The organism is Pseudovibrio denitrificans JCM 12308 (genome assembly GCF_001310815.1).
Classification (GTDB): domain Bacteria; phylum Pseudomonadota; class Alphaproteobacteria; order Rhizobiales; family Stappiaceae; genus Pseudovibrio; species Pseudovibrio denitrificans.
This window is the reverse complement of record NZ_BAZK01000005.1, coordinates 91,721-116,329: the sequence shown is the minus strand read 5'-3', so window position 1 is coordinate 116,329 and position 24,609 is coordinate 91,721. Positions and strand designations below refer to the sequence as shown.

The window sequence follows — 24,609 nt, the reverse complement described above, 5'->3', positions numbered from 1 at the left end:
AGCAGCCTTCATACCGACTGAGGCGGTTCCAGCCGATGCAAACCTCATCTGGCAAACATCGTTTCTGCCGGATGAAAGCAAGTACCCGGCCATCACATTTGGCGTGCTCGGCTTCTTCACAATGCTACTGGTGGTCTGCTCGATCTACCGTGCCGAACACCCACTCGCCATCGCTGCAGAGTTCTTCATCGACACCGTCCGCGGCATCCCAATGCTGGTGATCATCCTCTACGTTGGCTTGCCCCTCAGCGGCGCCATCAAGAGCGCCTCGGACGGAGCAATCAACCTTTCCAACATGACCCGCGGCATCGTCGCCATTTCCATCGGCTATTCCGCTACATGGCAGAGATCTTCCGTGCTGGCATTCTCGCTGTTCCCAAAGGCAGATCGAAGCGGCCAGAAGCCTTGGCCTAAGCCGTTGGCAAGTCGCACGTTTTGTAGTTCTACCTCAGGCCCTGTCCATCGTCATACCGCCACTAGGCAACGAGTTCATCGCCATGCTCAAGGACACATCCTTGCTGTCCATCCTCTCCGTTCGCGACGTTACACAGCGTATGAGAGAGTTTCAGGCGAGCAGCTTCTTACCCTTCGCCCCGTTCAACTCCGCTGCAATTCTTTATGTGGTCCTCACACTGGGCGCAGCCAGCATAATCAAATCAATCGAGAGACGTTATGAGCGCAAATCACACTAATAAACTGGAGCGCCTCCAGCAGCTGGCAAACTCCATCAGCCTTCCAAAAGATATGGTGCTGGGTGCCGCAACGGCCTCTTACCAAATTGAAGGCGCCATCAACGAAGGTGGCCGCGGTCCAACCGTGTGGGATCACTTCACCCACATCCCCGGCAACATCGCAGATGGCACCAACGGCGACATCGCCTGCGATCATTACCACCGGTTGGAAGAAGACGTCGCCTGATGAAAGAGCTCGGCCTCACCGCCTACCGCTTCTCCATCTGCTGGTCACGCATCCTGCCGAACGGCAGAGGCCCAATAAACGAAGATGGCCTTGCCTTCTATGAGCGCCTGACTGACCTGCTATTGGAGGCAGGCATCACCCCCTACGCAACGCTGTATCACTGGGATTTGCCACTCCCCTTACAGGAAGAAGGCAACGGCTGGCTGCGCAGAAATCTGGTGGAGGATTACGTCCACTACGTCAACATCACAACAAAGCGACTGGGCGCAAAGATCAAACACTGGACCACCTTCAACGAGCTCTTCACCTTCACCTGGTGGGGCTATGGCCTGAAAGAGGATGCTCCCGGCCTCGGCGGCGGAGCAAAAGCAGCACTGACCGCCAGCCACCACGCCCTCCTCGCCCATGGCAAAGCTGTACCTGTCATCCGCAAGAACGTCCCAGACGCACAGATCGGCATCGTCCTGGACCTGAACCCGGTCACACCAGCCAGCAATGCCCCGGCAGATATAGATGCTGCACGACGCTTTGAAGGCTGCCAGAACCGCTGGTATCTGGATGCTATCTTCAAAGGCCAATATCCCGCTGACATGCTGGAGACTTACAAAGACGTCCTACCTGCCATAGAACCCGGAGATCTCGACGAAATCGCGCAGCCACTCGATTACCTCGGCATCAACATCTACCGCAGGTCTGTCATTGAGGACGGAACGGAATTCGCACCAGTCAACTTCAAGCGACATTTACCTGAGGGCCAATACACCCAGATGGGTTGGGAAGTGCATCCACAGTGCCTCTATGACATCCTCCAGTACGTCAACACCAACTACTCACCGAAGCAACTCTACATCACGGAGAACGGCGCAGCGTTTCCAGATACAGTGGAGGCGGATGGCAGCATTCAGGATTGGGATCGCAGCTCCTATATGCTCACTCACTTGGAACAAGCCGCCAGAGCCATTGAGGATGGCATCCCGCTCAAGGGTTACTTCTGCTGGACCCTCATGGACAATTTCGAGTGGGCCGAAGGCTACCTGCCACGCTTTGGTCTGATCCATGTGGACTTCGGAACTCAAAAACGCACCATCAAACAGAGTGGCAAGCTTTACGCCATGGTCGCCGGCCAACTGCAAGGCAAACTGCAGGAAAGTTGAGGCCTAGAATATCCGGTCTTTCAGCGAAAACCACGTGTAACTGAGAGCAAGAAGATGGCGCCGCATAGATCCAAACGGAAACAGTGTCGGCGCCGTTTTCAGGAACGCTGGATATGCTAAGTTGGTCGCCTCACCCAACATCTCATGGGCAATCAACTGACCGGCATAAGTCGCCATGGCCACTCCGTTTCCATGATACCCAAAGGCTGCATATAGCCCGGATGTGTTGGGCACAGCTCCAACAAACGGCACCAGATTGTTTGTAAGACACGCCAGACCTGACCAGAAGTCCGGTGTCTCCACCTTTGCCCATTCCGGGAACATTCGCTCCAAGTCTCGCCGCGCCGCTTGTCTCATCCGCTCTCGCGCCTGAGGCGCCGCGCTTACACTGCCGCGCATGCCAAACATCATCCGATTGTCCGGCAGCAGGCGGAAGTAATGCAGCAATGTCCGCGTGTCATATGCCATCTGATTGGAGAACCAGCCTGACGCTTGAGTTCCTCCTCAGACAGCGGGCGTGTCATCAGGATATTGGATTGCACCGGAAGATACTTGCCCGCCAGCCACTCCGGCATATTTTCAGAAGAATATCCGTTAGTGGCTAGCAACACCTTCTGCGCGCGCAAATGCCCCTTACGCACCTTCAGAACATACTGCCCATCATCAGCAGGCACGATGCTTAGCACTTCAGTTTGCTCATAAAAACGTGCACCTTGAGACTTCACAGCAGCAGCGAGGCCGCGCGCGTACTTGTAAGGGTGCAAGGCAAACCCAACGGGAATTGTCAGGCCAGCGGAGAGCCCGGACGCGTTCATTCCAAGTTCAGTCAGCTCATCCTTGCCATGAAAATGGCAGCTGATCCCGTAGCGTTTTTGAATGTCGGCAGCCGTATCTTTCAGCTGATCAACACGCCGCGGTTTATGCGCTAAGACCGTTTCCCCTTTTGAGGCCACATCTGCGTCGATCTCATACTGATCCAGCAGCTCGGCAACTAGATCAATGGCAGCTCGCTCCGCATAAAAATACCGCCGCGCCTCAACCTCGCCATAGCGTCGGATCAGCTCATCATCCTCCGCAATGGTCCCACCCAGACAGCAGAACCCGCCATTGCGACCTGAGGCGCCCCAGCCAATATGCCGGGCATCCAGCACAGCAACATCAACGCCTTGCTGAGCAAGCTTCAATGCGGCAGACAGGCCCGTGTAGCCACCACCAACAATCGCAACCTCACAGGAGTGCTCCTCCTGCAAGGGTTCACCCAGAACTTCCGGTTCAAATGCACGATGCCAGAAGTTCTGTGTCACCGGTTGCTGACCATAAGCATCAGCCTGAAATATGCGCTGCAAACTCAACCGAGTCTGTGCCTCCTCAAAAGCTACTTGATGCCTTGAGCAGTAACATCGGCAGCCGTCATATCCAACGCACGATGCGCCTTTTCAATCAGCTCATCCACCTCGCTGCGCGTGATTACCAGCGGCGGTGAGATGATCATGCTGTCGCCAACATGGCGCATCACCAACCCGCTCTCAAAGCAATGATCCCGGCAGATAGTGCCAACAGTACCTCTTTCAGCTTCAAACGACGCACGGTGTGCTTTGTCCGGCGAAAGCTCCAGAGCCCCAACCAGTCCACAAATCCGCGCCTCTCCAACCAGAGGATGCTCTCCCAGCATCTTCCATTTCTCAGCCAGATACAGCCCTGTATCATTCGCCACTCTTTCGGGCAGACGCTCATTCTCGATGATTTCAAGGTTCGCCAGTGCCGCCGCACACGCAGCTGGGTGCGCTGAGTAGGTAAAGCCGTGGTAGAACTCACCGCCATGCTCAATAAAGCCCTTGGCAACTTTCTCACTCACCACAACAGCACCAATCGGCAGATAGCCGGAAGACAGCCCTTTGGCGATCGGCATCAGATCTGGTTTGAAGTTGAATGTCTGCGAACCAAACCAGTTACCAGTCCGCCCAAACCCACAAATCACCTCATCTGCAATCAGCAGGATGTTCCTTTCCCGGCAGATACGCTGGATCTCAGGCCAGTATGTCTTCGGCGGAATAACAACACCACCCGCGCCCTGAATAGGCTCACCAATAAACGCGGCCACGTTGTCCTCGCCAAGGCGATCAATCTCCGCTTCCAGCTCGCGCGCCCGCATCAAACCAAACTCGGCGGGGTCCATGTCTCCACCTTCGCCATACCAATAAGGCTGGTTGATGTGGGTGATATCAGGAATTGGCAGCCCACCTTGCGCATGCATCGCACTCATGCCGCCCAGACTGGCCCCTGCATGGTGGACCCATGATAAGCATTGTGGCGAGAGATGATGGTCTTCTTGGTCGGCTTGCCTTCACTCGCCCAATAATGTCGCACCATACGCACTACGGTGTCATTAGCTTCGGATCCAGAGCCCGCAAAGAACACATGATCCAGCTGGTCCGGTGCCAGTTGGGCAATTTTCCCTGCAAGCGCGATGGCTGGCGGATGCGAAGTCTGGAAAAACGTATTGTAGTACGGCAGCTGCTGCATCTGCCGATGAACCGCCTCAATGATCTCCGTACGGCCATACCCCACATTCACACACCAGAGCCCAGCCATTCCATCAAGGATTTTGTGTCCCTCAGAATCCCAGAGATAAACACCCTCAGCCCGCGTGATCACGCGTGTGCCTTTAGCATTGAGGGATTTGGTATCCGTAAACGGATGCAGATGGTGGGCTGCATCTTTTTCCTGAAGAACATGGGTTGGCGGAAGATTAGCGATATAGTCCATGGGGGGTCTTTCCTTCCGAAAACATACCTGCCGCGCAATCTGGGCAAGAGAAGCAAACTCCCCATTATTTTGTGATCACAAATGAGAGAGAGTCAATCTCTATGTCTCAACCCCGACCACCATCGCCATCTTGCTAGTTGGCTCTCGCACCATAGAAACACTGCGAGAAGCAACAGATCATCAGGCTTTTTCAGAAAGGCTGAGGGACTCGCGGATGAACCCCATTCCTTGCGCGATGTCCTCTTCCAAAGCAGTTTGCAGTGCCTTCTGATCTCGTGCTTTCAGCGCCTCCAAAGCCTGTTTGTGCTGGTCTTCTAGATTCGCAGTGCCGGACCGTCCGTAAACAAGACGCATGAATGGACCGAACTGAACCCATAGGTTTTTGACGAGCTTGATAAGAACTTCGGACCGACTTTTTGAGTACAGATAAAAATGAAACTCGTAGTTTCCGCGCATGTAGCCTTCGACATCGCCTGTCTCCAAGGCAAGATCTATCTGATCATCAATGTCTTGCAGCGCCTTTATATCATCATCACCCAAATGGAGCAGAGCTTTAGATGCCAGCTCCACTTCCAGCAGGCGGCGAGCAGACCAAATTTCATCGACAATCTCTTGGGAAACATCGGGAATGGAAACACGTCTATTACCGTGTAATTCCAGCGCATTTTCTGCAATCAGGCGCCGTACAGCCTCGCGTACCGGCATGGCGCTCACCCCCAGCTCATCCGCCAGACCACGCAGGGTCACGGCCTTACCAGGAAGAAAGCCTCCAAACAAAATCCTCTCCCGCAACTGCCGGTAAACCTGCTCATGCACTGGGATGCCCGCGTCAGCTGCAACAGCACTTTGTAAAGTCATCTTACTCATGAAAGAACTATAGAAGCCCACGAACCAGCTGCAAAGATAATTTGATCACAAACTATTGCCTAGCTGAGAATTCTGTGGTCATCTTTCAAAACAGGCACACAAAAAAGAACAACGGAGACTGCCGGATCCAGACAGGCCAGCACCAATGCTGCGCAGCAATTTGAGGGGAAGATGAAATGAGCTCAAACTTCAAGTCCAGACTGACGGGAACTGTGGCAACCGCGATGATGGTTGCACTCGCAGCCAGCGCAGCACAGGCAGAGGGCATCGTCAATGTCTACAACTGGTCAGACTATATCGACGAGAGCGTCCTGAAGGATTTCGAGGCTGAAACCGGCATCAAGGTCAATTACGACGTCTTCGATTCAAACGAGGTTCTGGAAACCAAACTGCTCGCAGGCACCACTGGCTATGACATCGTTGTTCCAACCGGCAGCTTCCTTTCACGGCAAATTCAGGCAGGCGTCTTCCAGAAGCTGGACAAGGATGCCCTTCCCAATCTGAAGAACATGTGGTCCGTCGTCTCCGACAGAACTTCCATCTACGATCCGGGCAACGCTATTCCATCAACTACATGTGGGGCACCACCGGCATCGGTTACAATGTTGAAGCCGCCGCCAAGCGTCTGGATGGTAAGCCGGTCGACAGCTGGGAAATCATCTTCAATCCGGGCATCCTCGCCAAGTTTCAGGACTGCGGCATCCATATGCTGGATGCTCCAACAGAGCTCATCCCGGCAGCCCTCAACCACCTTGGCCTGAACCCGGACAGCCACGACAAAGCGGAAATCGAGAAAGCTGCAGAGTTGCTCAAAACCATCCGTCCATACGTGCAGAAGTTCCATAGCTCCGAGTACATCAACGCCCTTGCCAACGGCGACATCTGCCTCGCAATCGGCTGGTCCGGTGATGTGTTTCAGGCGCGTGACCGAGCCGCGGAAGCGGACAACGGCGTAACCGTCAACTACATCATCCCGAAGGAAGGCGCCTTGATGTGGTTTGACCAGATGGCAATCCCGACAGACGCTGCCAATTCCAAGGAAGCGCATATGTTCCTGGATTACATCATGCGCCCGGATGTCATCGCCAAGGCCTCCAACTACGTGGTCTACGCTAACGGCAACAAAGCCTCTCATGAGTATCTGGATCAGGAAGTGCTGGAAGATACAGCGGTGTATCCTGATGAAGCGACCATGGAAAACCTATACGTCACAACTCCTTACCCGCCAAAAATTCAGCGCGTTGTGACCCGTGCCTGGACCGCTGTGAAGTCCGGTCAGTAACTCCTGGCTGCCGCGGGCAATCTTCATTGCCCGCGCGCTCCCATGTTTCCTCGGAAGCGCAATGAAAACAGAGAGTGGAGCGGGCCACTATGGAAACTCTGGTCAACACGCAACCAGTCTGCAAGTTCGCACCTTGGGAAGATCCCACCCAGGAACCCTTGGTGCGTTTTGAAAATGTCACGAAGAAGTTCGGCGACTTCACTGCCATAGAGGATCTAACGCTCAACATCTACGAGCGTGAGTTCTTTGCCCTTCTCGGCCCATCCGGCTGCGGCAAAACCACCATGATGCGTATGTTGGCTGGCTTTGAATACCCCACAGCAGGCAACATCATGCTCGGCCAGAGCAATCTACAAAAAGCCCCGCCTCACAAGCGGCCCGTCAATATGATGTTCCAGTCCTACGCCCTTTTCCCGCACATGACGGTGGAACAGAACATCGGCTTCGGACTGAAGCAGGAAAAGACGCCCAAGCCAGAAATCAGACGACGCGTAGAAGAAATGCTGTCGCTGGTGCAGCTGGAACCCTTCGCCAAACGCAAGCCACACCAACTCTCAGGCGGCCAGAAGCAGCGCGTTGCCCTTGCCCGTTCGCTTGCCAAAAAACCCAAACTCCTCTTGCTGGATGAACCCCTCGGCGCACTGGATCGCAAGCTGCGCGAGCAGACCCAGTTTGAGCTGATGAACATTCAGGAACAGCTCGGCCTCACCTTCGTCATCGTCACCCACGATCAGGAAGAAGCCATGACGGTGGCTAGCCGCATCGCTGTGATGGACCACGGTAAGATCGTTCAGGTCGCCACACCCGCTGAAATCTACGAGTACCCGAACTCCCGCTACTCCGCAGACTTCCTTGGCGACGTCAACATCATCGAAGGCCACGTCGACGTCACCACGGGCGAAACAGCCAGCCTCCACTGGGCGGAAGGCGAGACGCCGCTAGCCGTCTCAACCAAACTGCGCCCACAAGCAGGCACCACAGCATGGCTCGCCGTACGCCCGGAAAAGCTGCGCATCTCCAAGGACAAACCAGAGAACACAGACAACTGCGTGAAAGGTGAAGTCTGGGATATCGGCTACACCGGCAACATCTCCACCTACCACGTCAAAGCTTCCAACGGCACGATCCTGAAAACGCAGGTGTCCAACCGCGAACACCTCGCCGACCGCCCAATCACATGGGAAGACACCGTCTATGTCTACTGGGAAAAAGGCGCCGGCGTCTTTCTGGAAACGTGAGGTGAGCCATGGCCGTTGCAGACATCACCTCACCCACGGAAGAAACGCAGGATACCACCAATCTGGACGCAGGTTGGGGCCGCAAACTACTCATTGCTGTCCCATACATCTGGCTCCTGATCTTCTTCCTCGCGCCATTCGCGATCGTTCTCAAGATCTCCCTGTCAGATGTCATCCTCGCACGTCCGCCCTACTTTCCAACCTTCGACTTTGCTGAAGGCTGGCAAGGCTTCTGGGCCATGTTGCAGGCGTTTGATCTGGAGAACTATGTCTGGCTAACCGAAGACTCGCTTTATCTGAACTCCTATCTCAGCAGCCTCAAGATCGCCTCGGTTTCGACCTTGCTCACGCTCCTGATCGGCTACCCGATCGCCTACTCCATGGCCAAAGCTCCCAAGGAGTGGCGAGCAACACTGTTGATGTTGGTGATCCTGCCCTTCTGGACCAGCTTCCTCATTCGCGTTTACGCATGGATTGGCATTCTGAAAAAAGAAGGTTTCCTCAATTACTTCCTGCTCTGGACAGGCATCATCGATGAGCCACTGACGATCCTGAACACAGACGCCGCCATCTACATCGGCATCGTCTATTCCTACCTGCCTTCATGGTGCTACCGCTCTACGCCGTGCTGGAAAAACTGGATGGATCATTGCTGGAAGCGGCAACGGATCTTGGCTGCTCTCCTATGAAGGCCTTCTGGGTCATCACGCTTCCGCTTTCCCTGCCTGGAGTATGGGCGGGTTGCTTCCTCGTCTTCATTCCTGCGGTGGGTGAGTTCGTCATTCCTGATATTCTGGGCGGCTCCAGCACCATCATGATCGGCAAAACGCTCTGGGTGGAATTCTTCTCCAATAGAGACTGGCCGGTGGCCTCAGCGGTGGCAATCCTATTGCTGCTCATGTTGATCCTGCCCATCATCTTGTTCCAGAAACAGCAGGAGAAACAAGCGGAGGCCAGCCAATGACCCGCTTCAACTGGTTCAACACCACAACGCTCACACTCGGCTTTGCCTTCCTGTATCTACCGATCATCCTGCTGATGATCTACTCTTTCAATGAATCCAGACTGGTCACCGTTTGGGCAGGTTTCTCCACCAAATGGTACCAGTCCGTCTTCTTCAATGAGAGTTTCATCAACGCCGCCTGGGTTACACTGCGCGTCGGTTTCATCTCCGCAAGCGTCGCCACCGTGCTCGGCACCATGGCCGCACTCGTTCTCAACCGCGCTGGCCCCTTTCACGGCAAAACCCTGTTCACGGGCATGATCTATGCACCCATGGTCATGCCAGAGGTCATCACCGGTCTGTCGCTGCTCCTGCTCTTCGTCTCGCTGGACTTCACCAGAGGTTTCTGGACAGTCACGCTGGCCCACATCACCTTTTCCATGTGCTATGCCGCCGTTGTCGTCTCCGCCCGTCTGGTAACGTTTGAACGCAGCCTTGAGGAAGCCGCACTGGATCTGGGCTGCACCCGCTTTTCAGCCTTTATGCAGGTGACACTGCCCGTCATCTTTCCGGCCATTCTGGCCGCATGGCTGCTGGCCTTCACGCTGTCGCTGGATGATCTGGTCATTGCCTCCTTCGCCTCCGGCCCCGGCGCCACAACATTGCCCATGAAAATCTATTCTCAGGTGCGCATTGGCGTTTCACCTGAAATCAATGCCCTGTCTTCCATCCTCATCGCTGTCGTTGCCGTTGGCGTGGTCACCGCCTCGCTGGTCACAAAACAGGCACAGGTCAAGCGCATGAAGGAAGAACGGCTGGCCATAAGCTCAACCTGATCGAGGAACGAAACGTGTCTGATGTAAAACACCCATCCTCGCTGGATGAATACTCGCATGGAGATCTGGCCTACACCCGCTCCACGCCCTACGGCACCATAGCTGAATCCAGCTATGCCGGTGCGCTCAGCTTCATGCGCCGCAAATTCACGAAAGACCTGACGGGCGTTGATGTCGCCGTTCTGGGCATTCCATTCGACACCTCCGTCAGCAACAGGCCGGGCTGCCGTTTTGGCCCACGCGCCATCAGGCAAGCCTCCTCTATTCTGGCTTGGGATCATGCATGGGGCTGGTCATTTGACCCGTTCGACCGACTTGCCGTTGTCGATTACGGCGATTTCATCTTCGATCCCGGCTATCCCATGAGTGTTCCTGAGGAGCTGGAACGTCAGGCTGCTAAGGTTCTTCAAGCAGATGTCGCTACACTCATGCTAGGCGGAGACCACTTCAGCACCTACCCCATGCTCAAGGCACATGCCCAAAAGCACGGGCCGTTGTCTCTCATCCAGTTTGATGCCCACAGCGATACATGGACGGACAACTCCACCCGCATCGATCACGGCACCATGTTCTACAGGGCTGTGAAAGACGGCCTGATCAATCCGGAAACATCGATACAGGTTGGTATCAGAACCAACAATGAAGACACGCAAGGCCTCACCACAATTACGGCGGACTGGGTGCGTAATAACGGGGCGCAGGCCACCATTGATCGCATGCTTAAAGTCACCGGACAAAGCGCTTGCTACATCAGTTTTGACATCGACTGCCTCGACCCAGCCTTTGCCCCGGGCACAGGCACACCAGTGGTCGGCGGGCTGAACACCGGAGAAACACGCGAGATACTGCGCGGACTTGCAGGAATAAACCTGAAAGGCATGGACCTTGTGGAAGTGGCGCCTGCCTACGATCATGCTGAAATCACGGCTCTTGCCGGAGCCACATTAGCGCTGGACTTGCTATGCATCTACGCCAGCCAAACCACCAGATAAAACAACAGACCAGATCACGACCAGAAGAGTTCGCATGCCTACCCTGACCGCTGTAAAGCCGCAATTGGATCAGTTTCGCCTAGAAGCCGATGCCTTCCTGAAACAACACCCGGATCTGGAAAAGATCGAGATCCTCTACGCAGGTTTCTGCGGCCCGCTCAGAGGCAAATGGCTGCCTGCCGAAATGCTGCAAAAGCTGACAGAAGGCGGTGTCCGTCTGCCTCTCTCAACGGTCGCCTTGGACATATGGGGCGTCGATGTTCCAGCAACTGGCCTCGCCATCGAGCGCGGTGATCCGGACGGTGTGTGCATTCCCATTCCCGGAACTTTGAAGCTCGTGCCATGGGCTAAAGTGCCGACCGCACAGGTGCTGGTGACACTCTTTGAAATTGATGATCAAAAACCAACTCCGCTGGACCCACGCTACGTGTTGGAAACGGTGGAGAAGAAATTCCAGAACAAGGGCCTGACACCCGTTGTCGCCACGGAGCTGGAGTTCTACTTCATCGATATTGAACCCGGCCCAACCGGCCTGCCACTGCCACCTTGCATTCCCGGCACCAATCAACGCCTGGAAGCTTCGCAGATTTATGATCTGGACATCATGGCCCAGTTTGAACCTCTCCTCATGGAGATCAATCAGGCCTGCAAGATTCAGGATATCCCGGCAGACACCACCATTTCCGAGTTCGGCCACGGCCAGTTCGAGATCAACCTCTTGCACGTGCCAAGCGCGGTGGAAGCGGCAGATCATTGTCTGATGTTCAAACGTGTTGTTCGCCACATCGCCCGCAAACACGGCATGGATGTCACGTTCATGTCCAAGCCATACGGCGAAGAAACCGGCAGCGGCTTCCACGTTCACACCAGTCTGCTGGATGCACATGGCACCAACATCTTTAGCGGCACAGCGGAAGAAGCCAATCCCGCGCTCCGCAATGCCATTGGCGGCCTGCTGGACACCATGCTGGACATGCAAATTCTGTTTGCCCCACACGCCAATTCCTATCGCCGCCTGCAACCCGGCTCCTACGCCCCCATCACGTGCTGCTGGGGCTACGATCACCGCGCCGCTGCCATTCGCGTGCCTGCAACCCACGGCAAAGGCGCACGGCTGGAACACCGCGTAGCTGGCGCAGATGCAAACCCTTATCTGGTTGTTGCTGCGATTTTGGAAGGCATTCATCTCGGCCTTGAAAACCAAAGCGACCCCGGCATGCCCATCACACTGGAGGCCGACCTGACCCAATATGACCACCTCACCGGAAACTGGGAAGTCGCCATCCAGACATGGCTGCAAAGCAAGGCCGCTGAACAGATGAGTACAGAAGAGTTCCACCGCATGTACGGCACCAGCAGAACGGCAGAATACGAGGTATTCGCAACAACAATCACAGGATTTGAGTGTCAGACCTACGCCAGGAAGGTCTGACACCTCATCGAAAGCATGGTCCCTGTGTTGGAAGCTAAAGTATAGCCGGGGACCAGCCTCAAATCGCAGAGCTTAGCTCGGCTCCTTGATGTTCCGTTCCATCAGCTTTTGATAAGCGCGTGGAGACACCCGGTTCAACCACCACGCCAGACTGGCGACACGACCAACCGGTTTCATACGGGTCTTGCGTTCATAAGCTTTGTAGATGATCTCCGCCGCCCGCTCCGCGCTCATGTAATCAACACCATCCGTTGAAGACCCCGGACGCACCAGCGTTCTCCTGCTTCTCAGCCCGGCCCACATTGGTGGCCACGAACGACGGCGCAGCAATCAGCGTGTGTACGCCGTAAGATTTCTCCTCTGATCGCAACGAGCTGAAGAACCCTTCCAACGCATGCTTACTGGCCGCATAAGCTGTCCGCTTGATAAGTGGTGAGAACCCTGCAACAGACGAGATCGCCAGATGACACCCTTTGGAAGCCCGCACCGCTTTTAGAAAAGCCCGCGCCGTATGCACCGCCCCAAAGTAGTTCACATCCAACACCTTGCGATGTGCACTCAGGTCCATATCCGCAAACAGTCCGATATGGGTAATGCCTGCATTGTAAACCACCAGATCGATGCTTGGACGCTCCGCAAGAACCTGCTCGGCCACCTGCTCAACTGCGCCACCATCAGTCAGATCACACGCATAGATGCTCTGCTTTTCATGACTGCCAAGAGCATCCAGCCCCGGCCCCGGCAAATCCAGTAGGACTGTATGCCAGTTCTCCCGCTGCAACCGGGCCGCAAGCGCCTGCCCCAGTCCACCGGCACCACCCGTTATAACCGCTGTCTTCATCAAAGCCCCACAGATACGCGCCAATGTTCAAACACCTCTGCACTCGTCTTCTCCGGCGTATAACCGAACTCAGACTTCAACCGATCATTGGCCAGCACAGGACGATATTGCAGAAACCGAACCTGCTCCGGCCCATAGCGCGACAATCGCAGCGGCTTTGCAACGCCCAGAACGAATTTGAGCAACCACGAGGGCAATTTCAGAACCGGCTTTCTCAGCACCTCCCCAAGCTGCTGTAAAGACAACGCCCCATCCCCGGCAACATTGTAGATCCCAGCAGGTGCCTCAGTCGCAGCACGCAGCAAGATGCGGGCAAGATCCTGCGTCCAGATAAACACAAACGCACTGTCTGATCCGGCAATGCCAAGCAGCCGAGGTTTATGGAAGAGTGAGGTGATCTGGTTGTCCATACCACTCCCAAGCACTGTCCCAACCCTCAGCACCACCTGCTCCAGCTCAGGCGCCTCATCTCGTGCTTTGGAAAGTGCCTTTTCTACCAGACGCTTGTGATAGGAATACGCAAACTCCTTGTTTCCGCGAAGGCCATCCTCTTCACGCAATGGAACCGGGTTATCCGCATGGTACCCATAAGCAGCGCCGGATGAGGTCACCACCAGCCGCTTCACGCCAGACCGGATCGCCCCATCAATCACGGCCTGCGTGCCTTCCACATCAACCAGATACTCAATCTCCCGCGTAGAGGTGGCCGATGGCGTCACAATGGAGGCCAGATGCACAATCACATCCGGTCGCTCCTCCTCAATCACCGCGCCAACCCTATCCGTGGTTACGTCCAATATCCGATATCGGGCAATCTCAGGCAGATCAGCAGGCTCGCGGATATCGGTCGCAACAATCTCCAGATCCGTCTGCGCCAGCTCCTTCAGGAATGCTTGCCCAACACCACCTGCAGCGCCTGTTATCAGCAGTTTGGTCATAGCGTTGCCTCCGCTGGAACCTTCACCGCCTTACGTGCCATGAAGCTGGCCAGCGCCAGACCGCTGATCGCATGCCAGATCCCCCAGGCTGCGGCCACAACAGACATACCGCCCAGCCCGCCAAAGAAGCTGAAGATCAACACCAGCCCGAGACCGGAGTTCTGAATGCCCGTCTCAATGGTGATCGCCCGCCGGTCATAAGCCGACACGCCCGCAACCGTCGCCAGCGTATAGCCAGCAGCCAGTGCCAGTCCGTTATGGAAGATCACCAAAGCAGCTACAGCGCCTACATAAGCCAGAAAGAAGTTCCAGTTGGCCACCAGCGCGATGAAGATGAAACCGATGAAGATCCCCATGGACGCCAACCGCAGAGGTTGCCGAATTTTCGCAGCAAGGCGTGGCTTCACCCGGTTGAGCAGAATGCCAAGAAACAGTGGTAGCACCAGCATGAAGCAAACCGTAATCGCAACTGAGAGCTTGTCGATATGTGTCTCCTGCAGGATCGCCCGCGTCGGCCCATAAAGGCTGCCCCAGAACGCGATGTTAAACGGCGTTGCCACAATCGCTCCCACCGTTGCAAAGGCCGTCATGGAAACAGAGAGCGCCGCATTACCGCCCGCCCGATGCGTGATGAAGTTGGAGATATTTCCACCCGGACACGCCGCCACCAGAATTAGCCCCAGCGCGATGGAAGGCCTTGGCTGCACAAGCAGCACCAGCAAAAACGTCAGGCTCGGCAACACCAGAAACTGCGAGCACAGGCCAATCACCACAGGTTTGGGTGCCAGCGTCAAACGTTTGAAGTCTGCAGGGCAAAGATCAATCGCGATGGAGAACATCACAATCGCCAGAATGCCATTGAGCAGCGTCAGTGAGCCGGAGTTGAAGTTGAGAACAACAAGGTCAATGTCACTCATGCCATCTCCCTCTTCAGCGCCTGCGTTCGTTTGTTGAGCGCGGAGCGATAGCTCTGTTTGTCCACGTAGTAGGCCATGCGCGCCAGTTTCAGGTAGTTCATTCCCCCGGTTTCACGCGCAAACTCTTTTGCCTTCTCTGCTTTGATCGCTTCTGCCGCAGCGCTGCCATCCTTAAGCCCGCGCAGATACCGCGCAACCAGCTCCGCCTGATCATGCCGCCCCTGCCAGCCCAGACCAGTCGCTTCAATCATGCCCATCACAAACAGATCATTCCGTTCCGGATGCATGCAGTTCAGGAACAGATGCGGCGCATCACCCTGCCAGTTCAAAAGTTCTTTATCGATGAAGGGGTAATGCAGCTTATAACCAGTGGCCGCAACAATCAGGTCATATTCCGCTTCTTCACCATCACGGAACCGTACCGTGTTTCCATCCAGCTCCTTGATATCAGCGCGAATGCCAATATCGCCGTGACCGGCATGATAGAGAATGAGCGAGTTCACCACCGGATGGCTCTCATAAAGCGCATAGTCCGGCTTTGGGAAGCCATAGGCCTGCGGATCACCAACAAACCATTTCAGTATTTTCTGATCCACACGTCGCTTCAGCCACAACGGCAGCTTCACCGCACCTCCCATGGTGTCCGCTGGTTTACCGAAAACATACTTGGGAACAAAGTAATAGCCACGCCGCATGGAGATATCGCAGTGAATGCCATGATGGATCGCATCAACGGCAATGTCGCAGCCTGAGTTGCCCGCCCCGACAATCAGCACCCGCTTGCCCGCAAATTGCTGTGCACTCTTGTATTTGCAGGAATGGATCAGCTCTCCCGCAAACTCGCCCTCAAACACTGGCATGTTTGGTTCTGACAACGTCCCATTCGCAATCAGCACCCCGGCAAACTCAGCTGAATGATCTCCGTCTTGATCTTTCCAGCTGACGGCCCACCCCGCACCGTCACCACCCAGCGGGGCAACACGGGTCACTTCCGCCCCAAAGTGATAGCGTCGCTTCAAATCAAACTGCTCGGCAAAATCCTGAAAGTATGTTTTCAGCTCACGATGACCGGGATACTCGGCGATATGATCGCCCATCGGAAAGTCCGTAAACTCGGTCATTTTCTTTGAGGAAATCAGATGCGCAGACTCATACATGGTCGATTTGGGACCATCAATATCCCAAAGCCCACCCACATCGCTGTGCAGCTCAAACCCCTGAAAATCTATTCCCTGCTCAATAAGTGTCTTCGCCGTGGCGAGCCCCATCGGCCCTGCCCCAATTAAGGCATAGCTCTCCTTTGAAATATTCACTGTTCGTCCCCCCTCAGAACTACAATTAGATTGAACAGTCGTACAAAATAAGGCAAGCTCTTTTTATGATTAAGAAGATTTCGCAGGAAAAACAAAGACAAAGAGCACCCTCAAAAAGCTCTTTGGAGACACGTCAGAAGATTCTCGACGCGGCTGAACACCTGTTTGCTTTTCGCAGTTATGACGCGGCATCCATCAGAGATATCGCTCAAAGAGCAGACGTGAAACTGGGCCTCGTAAACCACCATTTCGGCTCCAAAGAAGATCTATTCTTTAAAACAGTCGAGCGCCGCGCTGAGGAGTTGGCCCGCCTTCGTCTGGATGCACTGGACTTGCTGAAAGCATCCGGAGAGACGATCACCCTCAGGGGGGTTCTGGAGGCCTTTTTTTACCCTTATCTGGACAAGGCCGAAAACAGCGGTCCCGGCTGGCTCGCCTATGCCCGACTGGTGGCCATGGTCTCAGCGGAAGAACGATGGAGTACGATCTCCAGAGCTTGCTTTGATCCCACTGCAAAAGTGTTTCTCACTGAGATCGCAAAGCTCTACCCAGAAACAGACCTTCGCAAAGTCTCCGCCACCTTTGTCTTTTCCATCTCCTCCCAAATCGCCCTGTGCACCTCCGCCTGGCGTGTGGATGCGATGGCCGGCAAAGATCACACTTCAGGTATTGCTGAGCTGAAGACCTTGCTGGTGGACTTCGCCACGGCCGGCATCCATAGCGCACTGTCACAACAGGCACCCAATATATCTGCAAATGCATAGATAAAACGCTATAGTTTAATTATTTTAAGCTTGAATATATATGTATTTGTATGTACCCTCCATCTATTCTTAGGGCTTAAGCAATAGGTTACAGAGCGCATTTCATATAAAAAGACGTGTTAAGAGCGATTTTGCAAACTGACAAACCAACTCAGATTCATCAGGAAAAATCAGCGTTAGACTGAGCTCACCAGAGCATTTGGATCCAGCATTGACGAGAGCCCGCAGACAATTGCGCCAAACCTACGGAACACCGGCGCAATCTGGGAGGGATCTATGAAATTCAATTCTTTAAAACGTGCATTTGCATCTGTTATGATGGGTGCAGCACTTCCATCCATGTTGTTTGCCGGCTCCGCGCAGGCAGAAGAAATTCTCAAAGCAGTTTCAGCATTTCCAAAACCACTCGCGTTCACCCAGTCCTTTCTGGGCTATGTGGATCTGGTCAACGAACGCGGCAAAGGCGTCGTACAAATCCAGCATATCGGCGGCCCGGAAGTCTTCCCTTCCAATCAACAGGTGGCAGCAGTTGAACGCGGTATCGTAGACATTCACTACGGCCCTGCAGGATACCACCTTGGCTCCATGCCAGAAGCTGATGCGTGGCTCGGCTCTACCATCACTGCTGCTGAAGGACGCAAAAACGGCGGCTTTGCGCTGATGGAAAAAGCCTTCAAAGACCGCCTCGGCGTCAAGCTGATGGCCCACATCGACTCTGGTATCAAGTTTCACATCTACACCATCAGTGAGCCGCAAAAACGCGCGGATGGCAGTGCGGACCTGACAGGTAAACGCCTGCGCACCTCACCCGTTTACAAGAGCTTCTTCGAAGCACTGGACGCCATTCCCGTCTCAGCACCAGTGCCGGACATCTACACCGGTCTGGAACGCAACGTGTTTGATGGTGCGGGCTGGCCAATCGTCGCCATTCAGGACCTTTCATGGGATAAGTTCCTGAAATACCGCGTCGATCCTGGTTTCCTGCAAACGGATCTCTCCATCGTCATGAGCCCGGCCAAGTGGGAGAGCCTGAGCCCGGAAGCTCAGAAAGTCCTGCAGGATGCAGCCATTGAATATGAGCAAAAGTCTTACGACCAGTTCCAAACCATCATCGCTGCCACAGACACCAAGGTGCAGGAAGATGGCATGACTATTGTTCGCCTGGAAGGCAAAGCTGCTGACGACTATCTGGACAAAGCCTATGACGCTGTCTGGAACCGCATGAAGGCCAGCAACTCTCCGCTCTATGATGAGCTGAAGAAAGCCTATTACCAGCGTTAAACATGGAAGGGGCACCAGCCCCTTTCTCCTTGCAGAGAGAACCCATGTCTCTTCCCAAAATCTACTCCGGTCTCATCACCGGCCTTGCGGTGATTGGCGCCCTTTCCTTCGTGTTCATGACCTTCGCCATCGTAATCAACGTGATCCTGCGCAACACAGGGCAACAACCCATACAGGCGACCACCGCCCTGATCGAATACTCCTTGCTGTTCGCCACCATGGCCGGTGCGCCTTGGCTGGTCCGTCAGGGCGGGCACATCGCCATCACCTCATTCACCAGTTTCCTGCCACCAGTCATGAAAACAGCACTGGGCCGAGCCGTATTGCTGGCATCCGCAAGCATTCTTGCCGTACTCAGCTGGCGGGCGACCTTGCTGACAGCGCAGATGTGGGAACGCGGCACTTATGACATCAGATCAATCGCCATTCCTTCGTGGATTCTTTACGCCTTCCTCGCAGCGGGCTTCGGATTAATGGCACTTGAGTTCTTCAGGCTGCTACTTCGCGGAGATATCTACTCCGGCGAAAGCGCACAGCACTAACACCAAAGAAAAGGACCACACCTATGGACTGGCACCTTTCTCTGGTCGCAATGTTCACCACCATTCTGGCTTTGATGGCCATCGGCATGCCGGTTGCTGTTGCCTTTCTGACCATCAACTTGTTGGGTACACTCTACTTTATGGGTGGTCTGAGCGGCATTGATCAGCTCATCGCCAACTCCACCACCTCCATCACCAACTTCTCGCTGGTACCTGTACCTTTGTTTCTGGTGATGGGAGAGCTGCTGTTTCACACCGGTCTTGCCATGCGTGTGTTTGATGCGCTCGACAAATGTTTCGGCGGTATCAAAGGACGCCTCTCTTACATGACTGTGGTTGGGGGAACAGTCTTCGCAACGCTGTCCGGCTCCTCCATGGCCAACACCGCCATGCTTGGGTCAACCTTGATGCCGGATATGGTCAAGCGCGGATACAAACCGCATATGATCATGGGCCCAATCGTTGCCACCGGCGGCCTCGCCATGATCATCCCGCCCTCATCCCTTGCCGTTCTGCTGGGTTCTATCGGACGCATAGATGTTGGCGCACTGCTGATTGCAGGCATGATCCCCGGCCTTTTGCTGGCCCTGATGTTCATCCTTGTCATCCGCACCCAGATCTCACTGGACCCGGCTTCAGCGCCCGGTCACCCGGATGTAAAAGCCTCTGTGCCGGAAATGATCAAAGCCGTCACCTTCGACGTTCTACCCATGGGATTGGTCATCTTCGCAGTGGTCGGCCTGATCCTGCTGGGCTGGGCAACACCTTCAGAATCTGCCGCTTTCGGTGTACTGGCCGTAGCATTCCTCGCAGCGCTCTACAAAAAACTGACGATTGAAGCGATCACCAAATCTCTGCGCGGTGCACTGATCGTGTCAACGCTCATGCTGACCATCATCATCGGTTCCACCACCTTCTCGCAGATTCTGGCCTTTTCAGGAGCTTCTTCGGGCCTGATCATGTGGTCATCCGGCTTTGATCTCAACGCCTACACTATGCTGGCCATCCTGTTCCTGACACTGGTGTTCCTTGGCATGTTCATGGATCAGCTTTCCATCATGATGCTGACCCTGCCGGTCTTCATGCCACTGGTCAGCCTCTACGGGTTTGATCAGGTCTGGTTCGGCGTGGTCATGTTGCTGGCACTGGAGTTGAGCCTCGCAACACCACCATTCGGTCTGCTGTTGTTTGTGATGGTTGGCGTCAGCCCGAAAGGAACAACCATCGGTAACGTGGCGTGGGCCGCTTTGCCTTACATACTCTGTACACTCGCCCTGATTGTCGTGCTTGCCATTTTCCCTGAGCTGGCAACGTGGTTACCTCAAATCACGCGATAAGACGGGCTCAACTGGCCTTGAAGCGGATCACCTGCTTCAGGGCTTTTTCTTTTCTTTAAGTCTCACCTAATCAAACTCTGGCACGCGCCGCTCCAGAAAGGCATTGATCCCCTCCTGAGCTTCATCACCACCCAGCGCCTCCGCCATGGTGTCCCGCTCCAGATCCATCTGAGCTTCAAAACTGTTGCTGTCAGATGCTGCAACCAACCGCTTGATCGAAGCCTGAGCCCCAGCCGGACCTTGTGCAATGCGATCTGCCAGCAAATTCGCCTCAACCAGTGCAGGTTTATCACTGAGAACATTCACGACACCCAGTTGATGAAGCCGTTCGGCTGAAACAGGCTGCCCCAACAGACACATTTCAGTGAGCAATTGCCGGGGGATCAGGCGTGAAAGCGAAGCCGTCGCCCCGCCATCCGGCACCAGTCCCACCTTCACATAGGCCAGCGTAAACTCCGCCTGCCGATCCGCCACCACGAAGTCACAAGCCAAAGCCAGAGACACACCAGCCCCTGCTGCACCACCATCGACCGCCGCAATCACCGGCTTCGCACAACTCTTCACTTTTCGTACCAGATTATTGGAGCTTTTCGATATTATTTTTTCGCTCAGCAATTGTCATCTCGCGGCGCTTGACCAGCGTGTTCAGATCTCCACCCGCGCAGAAGTAACCACCTTCCCCCATCAGGATAACGGAGCGGATCTCAGCCTCCTCATTGGCCAGATCCAGCGCCTGCGAAAGCCCCTCGTAATACTCCGGTGAAAGCGCATTGCGACGGGAAGAGTTGCAGTTCATGACGATGAGGCGATCGGCTTTCCGCTCAACGCTGACAAGAGAAGCCCGTTTCATCATGAGATCTCCTGCGCAGCTTCCGCCTGCATAACACCAACAAAGCGTTCCAGATGGTAATCCACATCACCCAGCTGATGGTCGATCATCATCAGGCGTTTCGCATAGTGACCCAGAGCGTACTCCTCAGTCATCCCGATCCCGCCATGCAGCTGAATGGTTTCTTCGCAAACCAACTGAGCGACCCGGCCAATCAGGTTCTTCGCTGCACTCACATGCTTGTCCCGTAAGGATGGCTCGGCAGACAGGTGCCCGGCCACATTGATCAGTGCGGAGCGGGCCTGCTCAATCTCGATGAGGACAGTCGACATCCGGTGCTGGAGCGCCTGAAACTTGCCCAGCGCACGGCCAAACTGCGTTCGCACCCGCAAGTACTCAACCGTCAGATCCTTCGCCGCGTCCATAGCACCAACCGCCTCAGCACACACTGCAACAACACCAGCAGCACGCGCGGCTTCCAGAGCAGGAAGAACAGCTTGCGAAGCCCCCAGACGCGCAGAAGTCGGAACCTCCACATTCACCAGCGCAATGTCGCTGGCATGATACCCATCCAGATTGGGATAGGAGTACCGCTCCACACCCGCAGCATCAGCATCCACCACAAACAACAGCAAACCTTCATCACCGCGTGCACTCAAAATCAGCTTATCCGCACTCGGCCCACCAATTACCACGCTCTTGGTGCCATTCAATCGATAACCGTAATCGATCTGCTCAGCCTTCGTTTCCACCGCGTCCAGATCATAGCGCGACTGAGGTTCTTCCAGAGCTGGCACGACCTTCAGATCACCAGCAATCACCTCCCCAACCATCACCTTCTGCGCATCAGAACCAAGCACGCTGAGCAAGTGACCGGCCATAACGCCAGAGGCCATCAACGGCTCCACACAGGCAATGCGACCCAGCTCCTCAAACACAACGGCAATATCAAAACCACCGCCGCCAAAGCCACCGTCTGCTTCCGCAAACAGCGCACCGATCACCCCAAGCTCAGCAAAATCACTCCAGACCTTCTCCGAGTAGCCTTGCCCATGAGAAACAGCGGCAGAGCGCTGCTCACTGCCATAGTTATCAGAGAGATAGCGATGCAACGTCTCCTGAAGCATCCGTCGTTCTTCGCTATGATTGAAATCCATGGAACGCTCCTAGAGACCGAGAATGGCTTTGCTGATGATGTTGCGCTGGATCTCGTTGGATCCACCGAAGATGGAAAGCTTGCGGTTATTGAAGTAGCCCGGGCTCACAGAGGAAGCATAATCCGGCCCCACACCTTGCGCATTCGCTCCGCTATCCAACCCTTCAGAGACAAACGGCATGGCGTAGCGCCCAACCGCCCGCCGTGTCAGATCATTAATTGCCTGCCGGATCTCCGTGCCCTTGATCTTCAGCATGGAACTCTCCGCCCCTGGGGCCTGCCCAGCTGCCGCTTTGGCAATCATGCGCAGGTTGGTGGTCGCCATCGCCATCAGATCAATCTCTATCTGCGCAATCCGACCTGCAAAATACGGGTTCTCCAGCAAAGGCTTTCCACCTGACATCTGCTTGGTGCAAATCTCCTTCAGATGAGCCAATCCTGCAGTTGAAAAGCCAACACCAGCAATATTGGTACGCTCATGGGTCAGGAGGTACTTGGCGTAAGTCCAGCCTTTGTTCTCCTCTCCAACAAGGTTGGCCACCGGCACCCGCACGTCCTCAAAGAACACTTCATTCACTTCCTGCCCGCCATCTATCAGCGTGATGGGCCGAACAGTGACGCCTGGCGTCTTCATATCAATCAGCAGAAATGAGATGCCTTCCTGCGCTTTAACCTCGGCATCCGTGCGCACAAGACAGAAGATCCAATCCGCATGCTGTCCCAGTGTAGTCCAGGTTTTCTGACCGTTGACGACATAGTGGTCACCATCGCGAACAGCACGGGTCTTCAAAGAGGCCAGATCAGAACCCGCCCGCGGTTCCGAGTAACCCTGACACCACCAATCCGTTCCATCCAGAATGCGGGGAAGAAAATGATCCTGCTGAGCCTTACTGCCAAACTTCATCAGCACGGGCGCCAGCATGGAGAGCCCGAAGGGGACGGTCCGCGGCGCATCAGCAAGACAAAGCTCCTCCTCAAAGATATGCCGATAGACTGCATTCCAGCCCGTGCCGCCATGCTCAACAGGCCAGTTGATCGCCAGCCAGCCGCGCGTGTTCAACGTCGCATGCCATTCTTCATGATCTGTCTTGGAAAGACGCTTACCCAACCGGACTTTTTCCGAAAGTGTCGGCGAGAGGTTCTCTTTCAAAAAAGCGCGAACCTCATCGCGAAACGCCAGCTCATCAGCTGAATAGTTCAAGTCCATATGCCGCCCTCCCCGCTTCACTGGACATAACTGTCGGGAAAGGCTGGTACAGAACACACCACCTCACCCCATCATGAGGTCAGAGTATCGCGCATCCAGATTATTTCAATATGTAATTTACAATTCCATTATGTAGAATTTAAAAGTTACCCATAGCAGTCAGCACGCCAATCACAGCCAGAAGAAACGGGAAGAAAACTCAACCGCGGTTCACCAGAACGGAGGGCAAGCCAAGAGCGCGCTCCAGCTCTTTCACTCTGTCACGCAGCTTCGGCCCTACCTCGTCCTGCATGCGCTCATAGCTCAGCATATCCGGCGTCGCGCCACAGCTGATAGCAACCGGCTCGCCAAAGTCATAGGACCGGAACCCCGTTGAAACTGCATTGATGTTCTCAGCATAACGCTTGTCTTCATCAACAATCACAAAGCCTTGCGCCAACAGCTGAGAGTACCCCGCTGCTCGAACAGCCTCCAAGTCCTCAACAGAGATGCCCTCATCACGCCCATGCACACGCTCACACACCTGCTTGAACTCCTGATCGGACACACTGGCAGATAAGCATGGCCTGAAGATGAGCCGGTGATCGGAATACGGTGCCCTACTTCCAGCCAGATGGCAGGTACACCCTTTGGTCGCCATGTCTTGGTCAGCAGCATCTTGTTTTCATCAAGCACCGCAAGCAGCGCAAGCGTACCCGTTTCATCCGCCAGTTGCTGCATCATCGGGTTGGCCGCTTCAATGAAGGACACAGAGGCGCTTGCAATGTTGCCCAGCGCAAGAGCGGCAGGACCAAACCGGTACCGGTCATGCCGCCGTGCATGACTAAGGTAGCCAAGCTGCTGCAGGGTGAAGGTCAATCGGGAGACTGTAGACTTAGGGATTCCGGTGCGCTGAGAGATCTCCTGATTGCCAAGGCCGTCATCAGAAGCCCGGAAGGCCCGTAAAACCTGCAGTCCACGTGCCAGCGTTGTTGCAAACCGCCGGTCTTTTTCTTCATGTCCCGTCAACGCTCAAACCCCGTCTCAATCAGTCACACCCATTTGCCTAGCATAGAT

The 24,609-nt window shown here is 54.9% G+C and carries 23 protein-coding genes and 4 pseudogenes; 12 read left to right on the top strand and 15 right to left on the bottom strand.

The window, feature by feature from the left end; genetic code table 11:
• The first annotated feature begins 329 nt into the window (after positions 1–329).
• Together JCM12308_RS29340 and JCM12308_RS07655 are read left to right on the top strand one after the other, a co-directional pair.
• The gene (locus JCM12308_RS29340; RefSeq protein ID WP_208978392.1) at positions 330–692 is read left to right on the top strand and encodes an ABC transporter permease subunit; all 363 of its coding nucleotides are present in this window, start codon (positions 330–332) and stop codon (positions 690–692) included.
• Positions 673–2,072 (top strand): annotated as a pseudogene (locus tag JCM12308_RS07655) (GH1 family beta-glucosidase). The gene JCM12308_RS29340 and the pseudogene JCM12308_RS07655 overlap by 20 nt, the downstream one beginning before the upstream one ends.
• A 3-nt stretch (positions 2,073–2,075) precedes the next feature.
• Here JCM12308_RS07655 and JCM12308_RS29335 read toward each other — a convergent pair.
• The 4 genes and pseudogenes from JCM12308_RS29335 to JCM12308_RS07640 form a co-directional block, all read right to left on the bottom strand.
• The gene (locus tag JCM12308_RS29335; protein ID WP_208978365.1) at positions 2,076–2,540 is read right to left on the bottom strand and encodes an NAD(P)/FAD-dependent oxidoreductase; all 465 of its coding nucleotides are present in this window, start codon (positions 2,538–2,540) and stop codon (positions 2,076–2,078) included.
• Positions 2,480–3,424, bottom strand: a complete 945-nt coding sequence (locus JCM12308_RS07650; protein WP_208978364.1) for an NAD(P)/FAD-dependent oxidoreductase — start codon at positions 3,422–3,424, stop codon at positions 2,480–2,482. Before JCM12308_RS07650 ends, JCM12308_RS29335 begins: the two co-directional genes overlap by 61 nt.
• A gap of 23 nt (positions 3,425–3,447) precedes the next feature.
• Positions 3,448–4,838 (bottom strand): annotated as a pseudogene (locus JCM12308_RS07645) (aspartate aminotransferase family protein).
• 180 nt (positions 4,839–5,018) lie between these two features.
• Positions 5,019–5,705 (bottom strand): GntR family transcriptional regulator, encoded by a 687-nt coding sequence (locus JCM12308_RS07640; protein WP_208978363.1) that lies wholly within the window; start codon positions 5,703–5,705, stop codon positions 5,019–5,021.
• 176 nt (positions 5,706–5,881) lie between these two features.
• Between JCM12308_RS07640 and JCM12308_RS07635 the strand changes: the two are divergent.
• The 6 genes and pseudogenes from JCM12308_RS07635 (at position 5,882) to JCM12308_RS07610 (ending at position 12,428) form a co-directional block, all read left to right on the top strand.
• Positions 5,882–6,987: pseudogene (locus JCM12308_RS07635) on the top strand (polyamine ABC transporter substrate-binding protein).
• A gap of 89 nt (positions 6,988–7,076) precedes the next feature.
• A complete protein-coding gene (locus JCM12308_RS07630) occupies positions 7,077–8,225 on the top strand; it encodes an ABC transporter ATP-binding protein (RefSeq protein ID WP_054783353.1) in 1,149 nt (382 codons plus the stop codon).
• A gap of 8 nt (positions 8,226–8,233) precedes the next feature.
• Positions 8,234–9,189: pseudogene (locus JCM12308_RS07625) on the top strand (ABC transporter permease subunit).
• Positions 9,186–10,004 carry an ABC transporter permease gene (locus JCM12308_RS07620; RefSeq protein WP_054783352.1) on the top strand — a complete coding sequence of 273 codons (819 nt, stop codon included), beginning with the start codon at positions 9,186–9,188 and terminating at the stop codon, positions 10,002–10,004. Before JCM12308_RS07625 ends, JCM12308_RS07620 begins: the two are co-directional and overlap by 4 nt.
• A 14-nt stretch (positions 10,005–10,018) precedes the next feature.
• Entirely contained in the window at positions 10,019–10,996 is a 978-nt protein-coding gene (speB, locus tag JCM12308_RS07615) for an agmatinase (RefSeq protein WP_054783351.1), read from the top strand.
• A 34-nt stretch (positions 10,997–11,030) separates the two neighbouring features.
• On the top strand, positions 11,031–12,428 hold the full coding sequence (locus tag JCM12308_RS07610; protein ID WP_054783350.1) for a glutamine synthetase family protein: 1,398 nt from the start codon (positions 11,031–11,033) through the stop codon (positions 12,426–12,428).
• A gap of 72 nt (positions 12,429–12,500) precedes the next feature.
• On the opposite strand, the gene JCM12308_RS29330 is transcribed toward JCM12308_RS07610, so the two are convergent.
• The 5 genes from JCM12308_RS29330 to JCM12308_RS07590 are packed head-to-tail and all read right to left on the bottom strand — an operon-like array spanning position 12,501 to position 16,437.
• On the bottom strand, positions 12,501–12,698 hold the full coding sequence (locus tag JCM12308_RS29330) for a hypothetical protein (protein ID WP_208978362.1): 198 nt from the start codon (positions 12,696–12,698) through the stop codon (positions 12,501–12,503).
• A complete protein-coding gene (locus JCM12308_RS07605) occupies positions 12,667–13,269 on the bottom strand; it encodes an SDR family NAD(P)-dependent oxidoreductase (RefSeq protein ID WP_208978361.1) in 603 nt (200 codons plus the stop codon). Before JCM12308_RS07605 ends, JCM12308_RS29330 begins: the two co-directional genes overlap by 32 nt.
• Complete coding sequence (locus JCM12308_RS07600) at positions 13,269–14,207, bottom strand: SDR family oxidoreductase (protein ID WP_054783349.1); 939 nt, start codon at positions 14,205–14,207, stop codon at positions 13,269–13,271. Before JCM12308_RS07600 ends, JCM12308_RS07605 begins: the two co-directional genes overlap by 1 nt.
• A complete protein-coding gene (locus JCM12308_RS07595; RefSeq protein ID WP_008546980.1) occupies positions 14,204–15,124 on the bottom strand; it encodes a bile acid:sodium symporter family protein in 921 nt (306 codons plus the stop codon). The genes JCM12308_RS07600 and JCM12308_RS07595 overlap by 4 nt, the downstream gene beginning before the upstream one ends.
• Positions 15,121–16,437 carry a flavin-containing monooxygenase gene (locus tag JCM12308_RS07590; RefSeq protein WP_054783348.1) on the bottom strand — a complete coding sequence of 439 codons (1,317 nt, stop codon included), beginning with the start codon at positions 16,435–16,437 and terminating at the stop codon, positions 15,121–15,123. Before JCM12308_RS07590 ends, JCM12308_RS07595 begins: the two co-directional genes overlap by 4 nt.
• A 122-nt stretch (positions 16,438–16,559) precedes the next feature.
• On the opposite strand from JCM12308_RS07590, the gene JCM12308_RS07585 reads away from it, so the two are divergent.
• The 4 genes from JCM12308_RS07585 to JCM12308_RS07570 all read left to right on the top strand — a co-directional run bounded on the left by JCM12308_RS07585 (position 16,560) and on the right by JCM12308_RS07570 (position 20,361).
• Positions 16,560–17,201 carry a TetR/AcrR family transcriptional regulator gene (locus JCM12308_RS07585; RefSeq protein ID WP_208978360.1) on the top strand — a complete coding sequence of 214 codons (642 nt, stop codon included), beginning with the start codon at positions 16,560–16,562 and terminating at the stop codon, positions 17,199–17,201.
• Positions 17,202–17,477: 276 nt separating this feature from the next.
• Positions 17,478–18,482 carry a TRAP transporter substrate-binding protein DctP gene (gene dctP / locus JCM12308_RS07580; protein WP_054783346.1) on the top strand — a complete coding sequence of 335 codons (1,005 nt, stop codon included), beginning with the start codon at positions 17,478–17,480 and terminating at the stop codon, positions 18,480–18,482.
• Positions 18,483–18,526: 44 nt separating this feature from the next.
• A complete protein-coding gene (locus JCM12308_RS07575) occupies positions 18,527–19,024 on the top strand; it encodes a TRAP transporter small permease (RefSeq protein ID WP_054783455.1) in 498 nt (165 codons plus the stop codon).
• Between the two features lie 23 nt (positions 19,025–19,047).
• Complete coding sequence (locus JCM12308_RS07570) at positions 19,048–20,361, top strand: TRAP transporter large permease (RefSeq protein WP_008547157.1); 1,314 nt, start codon at positions 19,048–19,050, stop codon at positions 20,359–20,361.
• Between the two features lie 66 nt (positions 20,362–20,427).
• Here the strand turns inward: JCM12308_RS07570 and JCM12308_RS29325 are convergent, their stop codons facing one another.
• The 6 genes from JCM12308_RS29325 to JCM12308_RS07550 all read right to left on the bottom strand — a co-directional run bounded on the left by JCM12308_RS29325 (position 20,428) and on the right by JCM12308_RS07550 (position 24,561).
• A complete protein-coding gene (locus tag JCM12308_RS29325) occupies positions 20,428–20,925 on the bottom strand; it encodes an enoyl-CoA hydratase-related protein (RefSeq protein WP_208978359.1) in 498 nt (165 codons plus the stop codon).
• 13 nt (positions 20,926–20,938) lie between these two features.
• The gene (locus tag JCM12308_RS32170) at positions 20,939–21,211 is read right to left on the bottom strand and encodes an enoyl-CoA hydratase-related protein (protein ID WP_208978358.1); all 273 of its coding nucleotides are present in this window, start codon (positions 21,209–21,211) and stop codon (positions 20,939–20,941) included.
• Positions 21,211–22,347: an acyl-CoA dehydrogenase family protein gene (locus JCM12308_RS07560; protein WP_054783345.1), complete on the bottom strand. Its 1,137-nt coding sequence runs from the start codon at positions 22,345–22,347 to the stop codon at positions 21,211–21,213. The genes JCM12308_RS32170 and JCM12308_RS07560 overlap by 1 nt, the downstream gene beginning before the upstream one ends.
• Positions 22,348–22,356: 9 nt before the next feature.
• Positions 22,357–23,553 (bottom strand): acyl-CoA dehydrogenase family protein, encoded by a 1,197-nt coding sequence (locus tag JCM12308_RS07555; protein WP_054783344.1) that lies wholly within the window; start codon positions 23,551–23,553, stop codon positions 22,357–22,359.
• 199 nt (positions 23,554–23,752) lie between these two features.
• Positions 23,753–23,992 carry an IclR family transcriptional regulator gene (locus JCM12308_RS29315; RefSeq protein ID WP_208978357.1) on the bottom strand — a complete coding sequence of 80 codons (240 nt, stop codon included), beginning with the start codon at positions 23,990–23,992 and terminating at the stop codon, positions 23,753–23,755.
• Positions 23,974–24,561, bottom strand: coding sequence for an IclR family transcriptional regulator (locus tag JCM12308_RS07550; RefSeq protein ID WP_208978356.1), 588 nt, complete (start codon positions 24,559–24,561; stop codon positions 23,974–23,976). Before JCM12308_RS07550 ends, JCM12308_RS29315 begins: the two co-directional genes overlap by 19 nt.
• Positions 24,562–24,609: the final 48 nt, after the last annotated feature.